This is a genomic window from Bradyrhizobium sp. 6(2017), assembly GCF_011058295.2.
GTDB classification, from domain to species: Bacteria; Pseudomonadota; Alphaproteobacteria; order Rhizobiales; family Xanthobacteraceae; genus Bradyrhizobium; species Bradyrhizobium septentrionale.
The window spans coordinates 5,956,365-5,971,597 of sequence record NZ_CP049289.2 but is presented as its reverse complement, the minus strand read 5'-3'; the positions used below and the strand labels follow the sequence as shown (position 1 = coordinate 5,971,597).

Here is a 15,233-nt window from a genome sequence, read left to right as displayed (position 1 = left end):
TTCATTTGCCCCGCGCCCGGAGCTGCGCCTGCCGGTGACGCTGTGTTAAGTTCCAATAATCTAAATTCTCGCGCCATTCGCGTAAGGTCTTCCTGTCGGGTGCGCGTCCCAACTTTGCCTTCACCTTACGCTGCAACTCATTGAGCGTCATCGGCGCGGCGTTACTGCGTATAGTTATGTCCTTGTGCGTGAGCAGTGGATCGAGGTGATTCAAGTCAATGTCCGAGGCACAGTTCCGCGCCTCGTGATCTCGCCCGCCACGGTCGTCACGCATTCCGGCCGTCATTGGCCAAAAGCCCACTTCGTGATTTTTCGGTAGGCCGAGTTCGTCCTGCAGCAGCGCGATCAACGTCTTGGGCCGCGACTCGAGCGGGGGTATGAGATCAACAACCAGATCAAGCAATAGCTTGGGCCATACGTGCGACGGAATCTGCGCCTTCCGGGCGGCAAGGTGCGCCGCCTTTTCCTCCACCGTGGCGCCGGGCACAATGATAACTTCTTCCCAACCTCCCGTTGCCCCCGGTGAGTCGAGGATCATTTCTTTTATCAATGTTTCTCTATCCGCCTCGGTAAGAACCGGTCCGACGGCGGTGATCGGCGCAGGCATGACGGGCCAGCGCACGGTATAGCCGAAATCGTTTTCAGCTTCCCACATTGCGTCCTGCCGCTCCCATTCAAACGCAATGTTTTTCAACTCGATTACATCGGCCAAAGACAGGCCGTCAGTCTTGATGTGTCGTTTGCTCACACTTTTGATGGGTTGCTTTCTCATCACCGTCCCCGCGGTTTGCTCGGGAGATCCACGACATTGGTTGGTTTGTCGCCCACCATATCCCGTAGGTGCGAGGCCCACCGCTGCAACGCCACCCGCTTTTCCGACAAGTACTTCGCCGCGTTGTAGGTGCCAGCCACGCCTTTCTTTGCTTCTCCGCTGATATGATTGAGACAAGCCTCCACGATATGCGGCGCGATACCAAGCCCGCCGTCATCCGGGGATTCGTTCAAGAAGGTGGAAAAGGTGCGGCGCAAATCGTGCACGCGCCAAGGCTTGATCGGCTGCCCCGCGATCTTCGCCATCTCGGCGTCGAGTGCCTCCTTCATTTTGCTAAAGCCGCTGACTGGCGACCGGCCGTTGGTGGTGAACACCAGCCCGAAATTATGTCCAGAGGCTTCGTCATTCTTCGTCACTGGCGGCGCTGGCACGCTGTTGATGATCTCAAGCGCCTGTTGCGGCAGCGGCACTAGGAACAGCAGATTATTCTTGGTGCGGGAAGGGGGGACTTCCCAATCACCGTCGCCAAGTTCGACGCGCGTCATTCCAGCCGGTTCGCGCAATCGGCACCCGGTCAGCAGCAGCGTCTTGTACAGCGGGCCGAAGACTCCGCCGATTTTATCGCAGGCTTGCCAGAAGAGTTTGATCTCAGCCTTGTCTAACGTGCGCTTACGACGGTCGGGTGTCCTCGGTTTGCTCTTGGTGCCGATCATCGGGTTGATATCGACACCGTATTTCAGCGGCAGCCAATTGAACAAGACGCTCAACGCCGAATACATCTTGCGCGCCCTGCCGGTGCTGCCGTGCTTACGAGCTTCATCAACTTCGATATCCACGGCGTATTTGTCGATTTCCGCAATCGGCTTATCGGCCCATTTCTCGGCGAGCCCGCCCTTGATGACTTCCGGCGTTACCTTCGCGGGATCGCTGTCGGGCGGATATCGCAGCCCCAAAGCGCCCGCATCTTCGCGCCAGCGGCGGGGGCGGGTATCCCGCTTGGTCCGGTAGTCGACGAAGAACTCGCGAACGATGGCCCCGAAAGAATTGGCGGCACGATCGGCAGCAGCGGTACGGTTGCGCTTTTTTTCGGCCTTGGTCTCAGCGACCACGTCAATGCCCCGGGCGCGCTTACGGTCGATCTCATTGGCAAGCGCGCGGGCCTGTAGCAAGGTCAGCGCCGCGCCTTGCACCGGGTCGTCGGTTGGCTCGACTTCGGGGTCGTCAACTCTGCCCAAAGTAATCTTGGCTGTTTTGATTTTGCCATTTACTACTCTGCGAAGCCGCACGGCCCAACTTTTCCTGCCGGATGGTTTGGGTTGAATGACAAGGTACAGCCCTTGCGCCTTGCTGTCGGAAATCTCGCGGCGTTTGGTGGGGTGCGGCTTGTACTTCGCGATACTTGCGGCGGTGAGCACTGGCAAGGCGGCGGCCTACTCTCTGGGGTAACGTCGGGGTAACGCCAACGGGCCGTTAAGCCATGTTACCCGTAGTGGCTAACATAGGGTAACAAGGGCAGCAAACCGAGGGGTTTCTGCAGATAAATACCGGGGTATTGTTAGGCCAGGTGGTGCCAGGTAATGGTGTGACCCCGGTCTCCAAAACCGGGGGTCGCAGGTTCGAGCCCTGCCACTCCTGCCAGATTTTCCCTAATCATTTGAAGGTGTTGGCCGAGGTCCCGGACCCCGGCCATGATTGTCTTCACTCACTTGATGAGCGGGCAGCCGCCGTCCTTCAGCGGCCGGAACGCCTGGTCGCCGGGCACCTCGGCGAGCACCTTGTAGTAATCCCACGGCGCCTTCGATTCCTCCGGCTTCTTGACCTCGAACAGGAACATCGAGTGCACCATGCGGCCGTCCTCGCGCACCACGCCGTTGTCGGTGAAGGCGTCGCGGACCGGGGTCGCGCGCATCTTCGCCAGCACCGGCTTGGTCTCCTTGGTGCCGGCGGCCTTCACCGCGTTGAGGTAGTGCAGGGTGGCGCTGTAGGTCGCGGCCTGATTCATCGTCGGCATCCGCTTCATGCGCTCGAAGAAGCGCTTGCCGAAGGCGCGGGTGCGGTCGTTGAGATCCCAATAGTAGGCCTCGGTGATGATCAGGCCCTGCGCGAGCTTCAGCCCGAGGCTGTGGATGTCGGAAATGAACATCACGATGCCGGCCAGATTCTGCCCGCCCGCGACGATGCCGAATTCGGCGGCCTGCTTGATCGCATTGATGGTATCGCCGCCGCCATTGGCGAGGCCGACGATCTTGGCCTTCGACGACTGCGCCTGCAGCAGGAACGAGGAGAAGTCCGGCGTGTTGAGCGGATGACGGGCGCTTCCGATCACCTTGCCGCCGGCCGCGCGGACCACGTCGCCGGTGTCGCGCTCGATCGAATGGCCGAAGACGTAGTCGGCGGTGATGAAGAACCAGCTGTCGCCGCCATTCTTCACGATCGCGCTGCCGACGGTGTGGGCGTTGGCATAGGTGTCGTAGGTCCAATGCAGCGTGTAGGGCGAGCAGGACTTGCCGGTGATATCGGAGCTCGCCGCGTCCGTCACGATCATGATCTTCTCGAACTGCTTCGACATCTCCATGCCGGCGAGCGCCGTCGCCGAGGTCGGCATGTCGATGATCATGTCGACATTCTCAGCCTCGTACCATTTGCGGGTGATGGTGGCGGCGACGTCGGCCTTGTTGAGGGCGTCGGCGGTGACGAGCTCGATCGGCTTGCCGAACATCGAGCCGCCGAACTCCTCGATCGCCATCTTGGTGGCCTCGACATTCCCGGCGCCGCCGATGTCCGAATAGACCGACTGGAAATCCGTGAGCACGCCGATCTTGAGCGGCGCCTGTTGCGCGAGCGCTGGCCCCGCCAGCACTGCTGCGATCAGGCCGGCGGCAGACAGACTCGTGACGATGGATTTCATGATGATGGACCTCCCAGATTTTCTTAGCGGCTCGGTGTTCTTATAAGTTTGTCCGACAAAGCTAGATTTGCCCGGTTCCGCTGTCAATTCTTGCCGGCCGGGTGCGACATTCAGACAGCAGAAAAGCCTATTTGACGCTCCATATGCCTTCGCCTATCCTTTGTCCGACAAACGACAATCGGGAGCCCGAGGGAGCCAAGGATGGCCGCCACGCCGCTGTTCCGGCGCATCGATGTCGCGCCGGCCTATCAGAAGGTCGCGGACGCGATCGAACGCGAGATCATCAACGGCCGGATCAAGCCGGGCGAGCCGATCGGCACCGAGCAGCAGCTGGTCGCGCAGTTTGGCGTCAACCGCTCGACGGTGCGCGAAGGCATTCGCGTGCTCGAGGAGGGCGGGCTGATCCGCCGCGATTCCAGCCGACGCTTGCAGGCCTGCCTGCCGCGCTACAACAAGCTCGCCACCCGGCTGTCGCGTGCGCTGATCTTGCACGAGGTGACGTTTCGCGAATTGTTCGAGACGTCGATGACGCTGGAGGTCGCGAGCGTGGAAGGCGCGGTGGAGCGCGCGACCGACGAGAACATCGCCGAGCTTGCCGGCAATCTCGAACGCAGCGCGGCGGTGGTCGGCAATCCGGTTGATCTTGCCGAGCTCGATGCCGAATTCCACCTGCTGATGGCCAAGGCTTCGCAGAACCGCGTGCTGCAGCTCGCCCGCGAGCCCGCCGCGCAGCTGTTCTTTCCGACCACCGAGATGATCGTCGGCGGCGTGCCCGAGGGCGGCGCGCGCCTCGTCGAGGCGCATCGCCACATCCTCGATGCGATCAGGCGGCACGACAAGGAGGCCGGCGTGCTGTGGACGCGCCGGCATTTGCAGGACTGGCGGCGCGGCTTCGAAAAGATCGCCTCGCTCGATCGCTCGGTCGAGCACACCTACATGGAGCACGCCTACGCCGCACGGCAGTAGCGACAGCGGCGCCAAGCCAAGACAACGACAACAAGCACATTCGGGAGGGACATATGAGCGGAGACATCGCAGCAACCATCCAGCGCGCCCGCGAGCACAGCATCGGCGATCTGCTGCGCCGGTCGGCCAAGCGCTACCCCAACAAGACCGCGCTGATCTGCGGCGCGGTGAGCTGGACATTTGCGGAGATGGACGCGATCTGCAACCGGCTCGGACGCGGATTGCTCGCGCTTGGCGTCGCGAAGGGCGACCGGGTCGCGGTGCTGTCGCGCAACTCGCATGGCTTCGCCGCGCTGCGCTTCGCGGTGGCGCGGATCGGTGCGATCCTGGTGCCGATCAACTTCATGCTCAATCCGGACGAGATCAATTTCATCCTCGCCAATTCCGGCGCAAAACTGCTCGCGGTCGGGCCGGATTTCGTGGAGACCGCGCACGCTGCGGCCGCCAAGGGCTCGGCGGTCGAGACCCTGATCTGGCTGCCGGGGGAGGATCCGGCCACCGCGCCCGAAGGCATCACGACCCTCGACAGCCTGCTGCACAGCGACGCGTCGGCACCGGACGTGTCGGTCGACAGCCGCGATCCCGCGCAGATCATCTACACCAGCGGCACCGAGTCGCTGCCGAAGGGTGCGATCCTCACCCATGAAGCTGTCATGTGGCAGTATGTCAGCTGCATCATCGACGGCGGCATGACGACCGACGACACCGTGCTGCATGCGCTGCCGCTCTATCACTGCGCGCAGCTCGACGTCTTCCTGGGCCCCGCGATCTATCTCGGCGCCACCAGTCTCATTACCGGCAAGCCGGTGCCCGACAATGTCCTGGCGCTGATCTCAGCCCACAGGATCAACGCGTTCTTCGCGCCGCCGACGATCTGGATCGCGATGCTGCGCTCGCCTTCGTTCGATGGCACCGATCTGTCGACCCTGCGCAAGGGCTATTACGGCGCCTCGATCATGCCGGTCGAGGTGCTGCTCGAATTGCAGCGCCGGCTGCCCGATGTGAAGTTCTGGAACTTCTACGGCCAGACCGAGATCGCGCCGCTCGCAACCGTGCTGGCGCCGGCGGACCAGCTGCCGAAGGCGGGATCAGCCGGCAAGCCCGCGATCAATGTCGAGACGCGGGTGGTGAATTCCGACATGACCGACGTCGGGGTCGGGGAGGTCGGCGAGATCGTGCACCGCTCGCCGCATCTGTTGTCCGGCTACTACAACGATCCGGTCAAGACCGCAGCGGCGTTCGCCGGCGGCTGGTTTCATTCCGGCGATCTCGCGACCGTCGATGCCAGTGGCTACATCACCGTCGTCGATCGCGTGAAGGACATGATCAAGAGCGGCGGCGAGAACGTCGCGAGCCGCGAGGTCGAGGAGATGATCTACCGGCTGCCTGCGGTGTCGGAGGTGGCGGTGGTCGGGCTGCCCGATCCGCGCTGGATCGAGGCGGTGACCGCGATCGTGGTGGTCAAGGCCGGCGCGAGCCTCGAGGCCGAGGCCGTCATCAAGCATTGCGCGGCGTCGATGGCCCACTTCAAGGTGCCGAAGCAGGTCATCTTCGTCGACAGCCTGCCGAAGAACCCGAGCGGCAAGCTGCTCAAGCGCGAGCTGCGCCAGCGCTATCTCGGCGGGGCTACGCTGGACCAGGCGGTCCAAAAGAGCTTTGCCGGCTAGGACACGGGCAGGGGGATGATCCGAAGCTTCGGCGCGCGTCAGGGCAAACGCAATCACTGGCCAGCCGTCGGCGCTCCCTTGTCCGACCACTCCGGCGGCAATCCGAGCTTGCCGGCGGCCATCCCGACCAGGCCGGGATTGCGCCCGAACGCTTCGCAGGCCGCGTATTTCGGCTTGCCGCCGAACGACGCGCCGATCTTGTCGAACGATGGCAGGTCCGGCGGCTTTCCGAACGGCGTAGCTCCGGTGACGACGAGCTTGCTGAAGTCGTCACTGAACGAGGAAGCGAGTTCGTAGGCGTCACCGGCACTCGAGACCATCGGCGAACTGGTGAATGAATTTGCGCCGCGAGCCCAGATCATCGCCGCCTGCTGGCGACTGGCCGGATCCCGCACCTCGGCTTCGACCGTCAGGCTGCCGAGCCCGACCGGCAACCGCGGCACCGGCACGGGGACGCCTGCGCCGAGCGCGGTCGGCAGGATGCCGACCACCTTGGAAGCGCCCGCGGCGACTTCGTCAGTGGGCGCCGCCTGCGTGACGCGCGCGTATGCGGTGAGATCCGCAGGCTGATCGAGCGCAACGACCTGAAGCCGCTCGCTCAGGCCGACGCAGAGCGAACGATCGATGGCATTGGCCACCAGCTTCCTCTGCTCTTGCGACAGCGTAGGTGACGCGCCCTGTGAGAAGGTCGCAGGAACGATATGGATGGTCTTTGCGGCAAGGACGTCGTCCTTGTTGACGCGAACCAGCGACTTCGCCAGCAGCCCGTCGGATTGCGCGAGGTTGTCGTAGGATGCCAATGATCCGCCTCGGGTCATAGGAGCGCTGGCGCAGCCCGACAACAACACCATCGCAACCGCAGCGCCGGCAAGTGAGGATGACCGATTGCGCAAGCCATCGCGCGACGCCCGGCCCGTGCCCTGCGCATCAGCCGCAACGCCCGGCTGAAATTCTAATCTCATGTCACCCCTCGAACGACCGCTCACCCCACGAACGATCGCACGTCACGATAGAACAGGGCCGCCCGGGTCGGGATTAAGAGATATTAAGTCAGATGTAGGCCGTGAAACCGCGCGACCTATTTGAGCCACATTTGGACGTGCAGGCTTAACAAAACGCTATATTTGCACGCTGCGCATGTGAGGCCGGCGCCTCTAAAATACCGTGATGCAAATCCTGGAATACGACCTCGTGGCTTTCCCCGTCACCAACGCGCGCATCCTCTGCGTCGAGGACGACGCCGATATCGCGCGCATGCTGGCCGAGGTCCTCCAGGACAACGGCTTCAGAGCGATGCTGGTCGGTTCGGCCATCGAGATGGATGCGCTGCTCAAGCGCGCGAGCTTCGATCTCATCGTGCTCGACGTGATGCTGCCGGGCGAGGACGGGCTGAGCATCTGCCGGCGCCTGCGCATGTCTTCCTCGATTCCCATCATCATGGTGACGGCGCGGAGCGAGGACATCGACCGCATCCTCGGCCTCGAACTCGGCGCCGACGACTATGTCACCAAGCCGTTCAATTCGCGCGAGCTGGTGGCCCGCATCCGCGCACTGTTGCGCCGGGTCGAGAGCGGCACTGCGTCGCGCTCGCGGCCGCGTCCCTTGACCTTCGCCGGATGGCGCATCAACCCCACCACCCGCGAACTGCATGACCCCGCCGGTGTCCGCATCACGCTGACCGGGGCCGAGTTCGATCTGCTGCTGGCGTTCTGCCGCAATCCGGGGCAGGTGCTGTCGCGCGAGCAACTGATCGAGCAGGCCTTCGGCGGCCTGATCGCCTCGGTCGAGCGCAGCGTCGACGTTCATATCAGCCGCATCAGGCAGAAGATCGAGCCGGATCCGAAGGACCGCTCGATGATCAAGACCGTGCGGCTCGGCGGTTACCTCTTCACGCCTGCGGTCGAGCAGATCTGATGGGATGGGCGCAGCGGCTGATGCCGCGCAGCATCGCTGCGCAACTCATGAGCCTCGTCGCGCTCTCGGAACTGATCGGCATCACGCTCGCAGCGGTGACCGTGATTTTTCTGTTCGATTCTCCCTCGATCAACGACACGCAGAAGTTTCTTGCGGGGCGGGTCTCGGAGGTCGCGCAGCTGCTGCGTTCCACGAAGACACCAACCGACGCGGATGAACTGCTGGCCGCGGCCAGGCGCGGCGGTCTCGACGTCAGGCGCGTCGCCTTGAGCGAACTCGTGCCGCGGACGGCCGGAGAGACGCGGCCGTTTTCCATAAGAGCATTTCGGCAACTGGCGGCCGAGTCTGGAATTGAGTTGCTGGAGGAGCTGCGCCATCCGGCAGGTTCGTCGTCACAGGTGGTCGTGAAGCTCGACAACGGCCACGCGTTGATGGCCGACGTCGCGGTCAATGGCGGCTTTTGGTCCATTCTGCTCCGCCCGGCGGCCGGAGGGGCAATCATCCTGCTGATATCCATGCTGCTGCTGTCGGTCTATGCCGTGCGCTGGGTGATCGCGCCGCTGGCCGAAGTCGCGAGCGCCGCCACCTCGTTCGGCCGCTCGCCGCGGGCTCCCGAGGCGCTACGCCGGCGCGGTCCGCTTGAAATCGCCCAGGTCGCCGACGCTCTGAACGACATGCGCACCCGGATCCGCGCGCTGCTCGACGACCGCACCCGCATGCTGGCCGCCATCAGTCATGACCTGCGGACGCCGCTGACGCGGCTCAGGTTGCGCGCCGAGCGTGTCGGAGAAGATACTCTGCGCCCGGCCATGCTGGGCGATATCGCCAAGATCACGCGCATGATCAACGAGACGCTGGAGTATCTTCGCGACGATGCGCGCTCGGAGGCAGTCTCGCCCATCGATCTGCCGAGCTTTCTGCAGACCATCTGTTCCGAGTTCGCCGATTTGGGCCACGCGGTGTCCTACGCCGGGCCTCCGCGTCTTCCCTATGCCTGTCGGCCTCGCGCCCTGTCGCGCGCCGTCACCAATGTCGTGGAGAACGCAGTCAAGCACGGCAGCACGGTCGCGGTCGCGCTCCGTCCCAAGGACTCGAACCAGATTGAGATCGAGGTGGTTGACGACGGGCCCGGCATCCCGCCGGCGCTGCGCGACAAGGTGTTCGAACCCTTCTTCAAGGCTGATAGCGCGCGGCAGGATAGCGGCGGCTTTGGGCTGGGACTGTCGATCGCCCAGGATATTGCCAAACGCCATGGCGGCAGCATCGAACTGAAGCCGCGGGAGCCGGTCGGATTGCGGGTATCGATGCTGTTGCCGCTGAAGTCCCTCCTGGCCTAGACGAAGCGGGGCGGTGTGCGTTATCGCACGCGACAGGGGCTCCTTCTTGGCGCCAATCCCCGGCGGGAAGTCCCGGAGGTGCCCCGGCGCCCCGGCTAAGCCGTTGAACTGAAGGGATCAATGCCCGCTCGGCCCGCGCTTGGCCCTCGTGGGGCGCGACCTCGCCGACCTTGACGTTTGGCCGGTCCCGCAGTAGATACGCGGCACTCGCAGCCGGCCCGCTTTGATGGCGGATATCCGGCGCGGCCTAATTCCCCGAACATTCGAGCTCGTTTATCGGCTCAACCTTCAAACGAGGGCTGGGTCCGTAAGGTCGGCTGTTCGGATTCCTTGAAACGTTACAATCGTCCGGTCACGGACGCGGATCCCACGATGGCTTTCAGCCCGTTCAAATTCCTGCAGGAAGTGCGCTCGGAGACCGCCAAGGTCACCTGGCCGACGCGCCGCGAGACGACCATCACCACCATCATGGTGTTCGTGATGGTGGCGCTGGCCTCGGTCTTCTTTTTCGCCGCGGATCAGATCATCCGCTATCTGATCACGCTGATCCTGGGCATCCACTGATGAGCATGGGAACCCAATTGATGGACAAGCGCTGGTACATCGTTCACGCCTACTCGAACTTCGAGAAGAAGGTTCAGGAATCGATCCGCGAGCAGGCCAAGCAGCGCGGGCTGGAAGAGCTCTTCGAGCAGATTCTGGTGCCGACCGAGAAGGTCACCGAGGTGCGCCGCGGCCGCAAGATCGACGCCGAGCGCAAGTTCTTCCCGGGCTATGTGCTGGTGAAGATGAAGCTGACCGACGAGGCGTTCCATTTGATCAAGAACACCCCGAAGGTGACCGGCTTCCTCGGCGCGGAAAACAAGCCGATGCCGATTTCGGAAGCCGAGGCGATGCGGATTCTGCACCAGGTGCAGGAGGGCGTGGAGCGTCCGAAGGCGTCGGTGTCGTTCGAAATCGGCGAGAATGTGCGCGTGGCCGACGGCCCGTTCGCCTCGTTCTCCGGCGTGGTGGAAGAAATCGACGAGGCGCGCTCGCGCGTAAAGGTCGCGGTGTCGATCTTCGGCCGCGCGACCCCCGTGGAACTGGAATTCGGTCAGGTCGAAAAGGTGGTCTGACCGGACGGCGTGGGGTATATGCCCCCCGTCAAGTGAGAGGCCGTGGGAGGGAGGAGGCGGTCGCCAGCCCCTTCAACCGAACCACGGAACCTGAAACCGCCGGCACCGTCCGGCACAACAGGAGTGATAAATGGCAAAGAAAGTGACCGGATACCTGAAGCTTCAGGTCCCGGCCGGTGCGGCGAATCCTTCGCCCCCGATCGGCCCCGCGCTTGGTCAGCGCGGTCTCAACATCATGGAGTTCTGCAAGGCGTTCAACGCGCAGACCCAGAAGGAAGAGAAGAATACCCCAATCCCGGTGGTGATCACGATCTACGCCGATCGTTCGTTCACCTTCGAGATGAAGACGCCCCCGATGTCGTTCTTCCTCAAGCAGGCTGCCAAGATCCAGTCCGGTTCGAAAGCTCCGGGCCGCGACAAGGCCGGCAAGGTGACCAAGGCGCAGGTGCGCGAGATCGCCGAGAAGAAGATGAAGGACTTGAATTGCGACACCATCGAATCGGCCATGAAGATGGTCGAGGGCTCTGCCCGTTCGATGGGTCTGGAAGTTGCGGGGTAACGGGCCATGGCAATCGGAAAGCGTTTGAAGAAGGCCCGCGAGGGCGTCGATCGCGAGAAGCTCTACCCGCTCGCGGATGCCATCAAGATGGTCAAGGAGCGCGCCAAGTCGAAATTCGACGAGACGATCGAGATCGCGATCAATCTCGGCGTCGATCCGCGCCACGCCGACCAGATGGTCCGCGGCGTCGTCAACCTGCCGAACGGCACCGGCCGCACGCTGCGCGTCGGCGTGTTCGCGCGCGGTGCCAAGGCTGAGGAAGCCAAGGCCGCCGGTGCCGACGTCGTCGGTGCCGAGGACCTGGTCGAGAAGGTGCAGGGCGGTGCGATCGATTTCGACCGCTGTATCGCCACCCCCGACATGATGCCGCTGGTCGGCCGCCTCGGTAAGGTGCTCGGTCCGCGCGGCATGATGCCGAACCCGAAGATCGGCACCGTGACCATGGACGTCACCAACGCCGTGAAGGGCGCCAAGGGCGGCTCGGTCGAGTTCCGCGTCGAAAAGGCCGGCATCGTGCAGGCCGGCATCGGCAAGGCCTCGTTCTCCGAGGACAAGCTGGTCGAGAACGTCAAGGCGCTCGCGGATGCGGTCTCCAAGGCGAAGCCGGCGGGTTCCAAGGGCACCTACATCCAGCGCGTGGCGGTCTCCTCCACCATGGGCCCGGGCGTGAAGGTCGAGCCGGGCACGATCCTCGGCTGAGGTCTTTGGCCGTGACGAGATAAAGAGGGGCGGGATCGGGCAACCGGTTCCGCCCCTTTGTTTTGCCAGAGCGTTTTCGAGCGAGGTGGATACCGGTTCGCGTGAAGAAAACGCGTCAAAACAAAAATCCAGAGCCCGTTCCGATTCAACCGGAACGGAAAAGACTCCGGGTGAGGCCTCTCGCAGGAAACAACAACAATGCCCGATAAGGTCCTGGTCTATTCGCGCTTTCCCAGAAACGAACTGGTGCGCTTCGGTGAGCGCTACGAGCTTTTGAATGCCGCGGGCAGGCGGCTGACCGAGGTGTTTTCGGCGGCGGAGCTTGGCGATATCCGGGCGATGATCACGGCGGGCGGTACCCCGCTCGGCGGTGAGGCGATGGACCTGCTGCCGAAGCTCGGCGCGATCATCTGCTACGGCACCGGATATGAGGGGATCGATCTTGCCGCCGCCGACAGGCGCGGAATTGCGGTCGGCCACAGCCCCGGCGCCAATGCCGCCTCCGTTGCCGATATCGCGGTGACGCTGATGCTGGCGGCGGCCCGCCGCCTGCCGGTCGCCGACAACTACGTCCGCAGCGGCGACTGGATCGGCGCCAAGCCGTCGCCGATGATGCGGCCGCAGGCCGGCATGCGCGGCCGCAAGGTCGGCGTCTACGGCCTCGGCGAGATCGGCCGCAAGATCGCGGCGCGGGTTGCCGCGTTCGAAACCGAGGTCGGCTATTTCAGCCGGTCACGGCAGGACGTGCCGTATCAGCATTTTCCGAGCCTCGAGGCGCTCGCCGACTGGTGCAGCGTGCTGATGATCGCGGTGCGCGCCGGTGCTGATACGGTCCATGCCATCAATGCCGACATCCTGCGCCGGCTCGGCAGCAGCGGGATCGTCGTCAATATCTCGCGCGGCTCCGTCGTCGACCAGAAGGCGCTGGTTGCGGCCCTTGCCGATCAGTCCATCGCGGGCGCCGGGCTCGATGTGTTTGCCAGGGAGCCGCACGCGCCCGACGAACTGACGGCGCTGCCGAACGTCGTGCTGTCCCCGCATATCGGCGGCCACACCCTGGAATCCCACGTGGCGATGCAGGACTGCGTGCTCGCCAATCTCGAGGCGTTCTTCGCCGGCACGCCGCTCGCTTATCCGGTGCCGTCGGCGTCCTGACCGGCGGTCAATTCCGGCGCGGCGCGTGGCGCAGCTTGTCGGGGTTGCGGACGACGTAGATCGCCGCGATCCGGTTGGTTGCGGCGTCGATCGCCAGGCTGAGCGTGTGGTCGATCTCGCCATCGAGCAGGACCAGCGCGCCTGCGCTGCCGTTGACCACCATCGGCTCGACACGGACCTCGCTGCCGGCATTCTTGCCGGCAATGCCGATGATGAAGCGGACGATCTTCTCGGCTCCCTTGATCGGGTTCAGCGCCGCCAGCTTGCGGCCGCCGCCATCGGTGATCGCGATCGCATCCTCGCGCAGCAGATCGGCCAGAGCGGAGACGTCGCCGCTGGCTGCGGCCTGGCAGAATGCCGTCAGCAATCTTGCGTGGCCCTCGGGCGGAGCCGCCGGGTCAGGGCGGCTGTCGCGCACGGTCCGCCGGGCGCGCGCCGCGAGCTGCCGGCAAGCCACCTCGCTGCGCTCGAGCGTGCGCGCGACTTCCGCAAACGGCCGGTCGAACACGTCGTGCAGCAGGAACGCGGCGCGCTCGAGCGGTGACAAGGTGTCGAGCGCAAGCATCAGGGCGAAGGAGAGATCGTCGGCAAGTTCGGTCGCTGCTTCAGCCGACAGGCTCTCGTCGAACACCGGCTCGGGCAGCCATGCGCCGACATAGACCTCGCGCTGGGCGCGGGCGCTCTTCAGCCGGTCGAGGCAGAGCCGGGTCACCACCGTGACGAGGAACGCCTCGGGATTGTGAACGCCGTCGGCCGCGGCGAAGCGCAGCCAGGCGTCCTGCACCACGTCGTCGGCGTCGCTGCGGCTGCCGAGCATGCGATAGGCGAGCCCGGTCAGCCGCGCCCGATACGGGCCGAGCGGGTCGGATTCAGGCGGCCTGCTTGATGACATCGATCTGATGGCCGGCCACGGTCACGCGGCGACACTCCCTAGCATAGCCTAGCGCCAACTTCATCATGGGGAAGATACGTCCGATTTGCAGGGCCATGGCGAGGTCGATCACGCCTTTTTCGCCCCAGCGCGCGCGAACCGCGTCGCGGCAGGCGTCATCCTCCGTGGAACGCTGCACGATCGCATCCGCGAAGCGGAAGCCGAGCGCGGTGTCCGCCGACATCGCGTCAACGTCGCGCCTGAGCACGGCCGTGATCTGCCGCTCCGCCATCCCGGCCTCGATCGCCATGTCGGCGACCAGCTGCGCGCAGGGACCGCAATCTTCGGCCAGCGCGCCGGTGAGCTTGGCGGCGAAGCAGGCTTCGACGGGCGCAACCTCGCGGCAGGCTGCGGCCTTCATCGCGCCGGCGAACGTGAAGAATGACGTCGGCGATTGCTTCAGCATCATCTCGAGATAGCTGGTGTCGTAACCGTAGCGCTTGGAATAGGCGCGCAGCATACGGCGCGCGATGAAACTACGCATGGTGTTCTCCTGATTGTTCTCTCGGGCTTGGCAGGGCGGAATAGAGTGCGAGGGCCGCGGGCAGGATCACCGCGATCAGGTCGGACGCGGCATGGCGGTCATGGCCGCCGGCGATCATCGCAAGATGCAGCAGGCCATGGCCCGCCAGGAACGCGGCGCCCGCGACCGCTGCGGGCCACCAGGCCGGCCGCCAGGCTCGTGCGGCGAGACCGAGCCCGGCTGCCAGGAAAGCGATGCCGACGTCCTGAACCAAATGGGGGTTGAAGGGGCCGGTATCGGCGGCGCCGGGAACCAGCGACCACCAGATGGAACCGGCTGACAGCATCGCCAGCCCATTGCCGAGGTTGAAGAGGGCGAGAATTCCTGCAATCCATCGTTTCATGCGAGCCTCCAGCGCCCAGACGAGCCACACCGCCGTCATGTGACGTTGTGTAGGAGAAATTTTCGCTGGGCCGGGACAGATCGGTGAACTGGTCTGAATTTTGCTCTTGGCAAGTGAGGCAGGACCAGCTACATAGCGCCTTCCGGGCGTGCTGGCACTTGCTGGCAGGTCCGTGCTCGCATTCCGAAAACCTGAGGTGATAGGAGATCATTCCTTTCCGCATGCCCGCAAGGATGCTCGAAAGGAAGGAAACCCGTCGCCTCCAACGGAATGAGAGCAGGGCGTTCGGCCTCGGCCGATAGCCCGATCCTGTCCAAGACTGCAGGCGCCCGCGAGAACTT

General features: G+C 64.1%; 16 protein-coding genes. 9 read left to right on the top strand and 7 right to left on the bottom strand.

All coding sequences use genetic code 11. From position 1 onward, the window contains the following. Position 1 precedes the first annotated feature (1 nt). The 3 genes from G6P99_RS28155 to G6P99_RS28145 all read right to left on the bottom strand — a co-directional run bounded on the left by G6P99_RS28155 (position 2) and on the right by G6P99_RS28145 (position 3,680). Complete coding sequence (locus G6P99_RS28155; RefSeq protein ID WP_165124141.1) at positions 2–772, bottom strand: hypothetical protein; 771 nt, start codon at positions 770–772, stop codon at positions 2–4. Continuing rightward, complete coding sequence (locus G6P99_RS28150) at positions 772–2,187, bottom strand: tyrosine-type recombinase/integrase (protein ID WP_246709797.1); 1,416 nt, start codon at positions 2,185–2,187, stop codon at positions 772–774. The genes G6P99_RS28155 and G6P99_RS28150 overlap by 1 nt, the downstream gene beginning before the upstream one ends. 287 nt (positions 2,188–2,474) lie before the next feature. Further along, positions 2,475–3,680, bottom strand: coding sequence for an ABC transporter substrate-binding protein (locus G6P99_RS28145; RefSeq protein WP_029081790.1), 1,206 nt, complete (start codon positions 3,678–3,680; stop codon positions 2,475–2,477). Between the two features lie 201 nt (positions 3,681–3,881). On the opposite strand from G6P99_RS28145, the gene G6P99_RS28140 reads away from it, so the two are divergent. Together G6P99_RS28140 and G6P99_RS28135 are read left to right on the top strand one after the other, a co-directional pair. Further along, positions 3,882–4,646: a FadR/GntR family transcriptional regulator gene (locus tag G6P99_RS28140; protein ID WP_029081789.1), complete on the top strand. Its 765-nt coding sequence runs from the start codon at positions 3,882–3,884 to the stop codon at positions 4,644–4,646. Between the two features lie 53 nt (positions 4,647–4,699). Further along, a complete protein-coding gene (locus tag G6P99_RS28135; RefSeq protein ID WP_029081788.1) occupies positions 4,700–6,313 on the top strand; it encodes an acyl-CoA synthetase in 1,614 nt (537 codons plus the stop codon). A 53-nt stretch (positions 6,314–6,366) separates the two neighbouring features. Here G6P99_RS28135 and G6P99_RS28130 read toward each other — a convergent pair whose 3' ends face one another. Then, complete coding sequence (locus tag G6P99_RS28130) at positions 6,367–7,275, bottom strand: DUF3313 domain-containing protein (RefSeq protein ID WP_029081787.1); 909 nt, start codon at positions 7,273–7,275, stop codon at positions 6,367–6,369. 205 nt (positions 7,276–7,480) lie between these two features. On the opposite strand from G6P99_RS28130, the gene G6P99_RS28125 reads away from it, so the two are divergent. The 7 genes from G6P99_RS28125 (at position 7,481) to G6P99_RS28095 (ending at position 13,095) form a co-directional block, all read left to right on the top strand. Next, positions 7,481–8,227: a response regulator gene (locus G6P99_RS28125; RefSeq protein ID WP_051346365.1), complete on the top strand. Its 747-nt coding sequence runs from the start codon at positions 7,481–7,483 to the stop codon at positions 8,225–8,227. After that, positions 8,227–9,564: an ATP-binding protein gene (locus tag G6P99_RS28120; protein ID WP_165124135.1), complete on the top strand. Its 1,338-nt coding sequence runs from the start codon at positions 8,227–8,229 to the stop codon at positions 9,562–9,564. Before G6P99_RS28125 ends, G6P99_RS28120 begins: the two co-directional genes overlap by 1 nt. Positions 9,565–9,936: 372 nt before the next feature. After that, positions 9,937–10,128 (top strand): preprotein translocase subunit SecE, encoded by a 192-nt coding sequence (secE, locus tag G6P99_RS28115; RefSeq protein ID WP_028335448.1) that lies wholly within the window; start codon positions 9,937–9,939, stop codon positions 10,126–10,128. A 20-nt stretch (positions 10,129–10,148) separates the two neighbouring features. After that, positions 10,149–10,682: a transcription termination/antitermination protein NusG gene (gene nusG, locus G6P99_RS28110; protein ID WP_021081670.1), complete on the top strand. Its 534-nt coding sequence runs from the start codon at positions 10,149–10,151 to the stop codon at positions 10,680–10,682. A gap of 130 nt (positions 10,683–10,812) precedes the next feature. After that, positions 10,813–11,241: a 50S ribosomal protein L11 gene (gene rplK, locus G6P99_RS28105; protein WP_008136439.1), complete on the top strand. Its 429-nt coding sequence runs from the start codon at positions 10,813–10,815 to the stop codon at positions 11,239–11,241. A gap of 6 nt (positions 11,242–11,247) precedes the next feature. After that, positions 11,248–11,940: a 50S ribosomal protein L1 gene (gene rplA, locus G6P99_RS28100; RefSeq protein ID WP_029081784.1), complete on the top strand. Its 693-nt coding sequence runs from the start codon at positions 11,248–11,250 to the stop codon at positions 11,938–11,940. Positions 11,941–12,138: 198 nt separating this feature from the next. Continuing rightward, positions 12,139–13,095, top strand: a complete 957-nt coding sequence (locus tag G6P99_RS28095) for a 2-hydroxyacid dehydrogenase (protein ID WP_029081783.1) — start codon at positions 12,139–12,141, stop codon at positions 13,093–13,095. A 7-nt stretch (positions 13,096–13,102) separates the two neighbouring features. Here G6P99_RS28095 and sigJ read toward each other — a convergent pair whose 3' ends face one another. The 3 genes from sigJ to G6P99_RS28080 are packed head-to-tail and all read right to left on the bottom strand — an operon-like array spanning position 13,103 to position 14,892. Beyond that, the gene (gene sigJ, locus G6P99_RS28090) at positions 13,103–13,987 is read right to left on the bottom strand and encodes an RNA polymerase sigma factor SigJ (protein ID WP_165124132.1); all 885 of its coding nucleotides are present in this window, start codon (positions 13,985–13,987) and stop codon (positions 13,103–13,105) included. Continuing rightward, the gene (locus tag G6P99_RS28085) at positions 13,965–14,510 is read right to left on the bottom strand and encodes a hypothetical protein (protein WP_029081781.1); all 546 of its coding nucleotides are present in this window, start codon (positions 14,508–14,510) and stop codon (positions 13,965–13,967) included. The genes sigJ and G6P99_RS28085 overlap by 23 nt, the downstream gene beginning before the upstream one ends. Then, positions 14,503–14,892, bottom strand: a complete 390-nt coding sequence (locus G6P99_RS28080) for a hypothetical protein (RefSeq protein WP_063618950.1) — start codon at positions 14,890–14,892, stop codon at positions 14,503–14,505. Before G6P99_RS28080 ends, G6P99_RS28085 begins: the two co-directional genes overlap by 8 nt. Positions 14,893–15,233 lie beyond the last annotated feature (341 nt).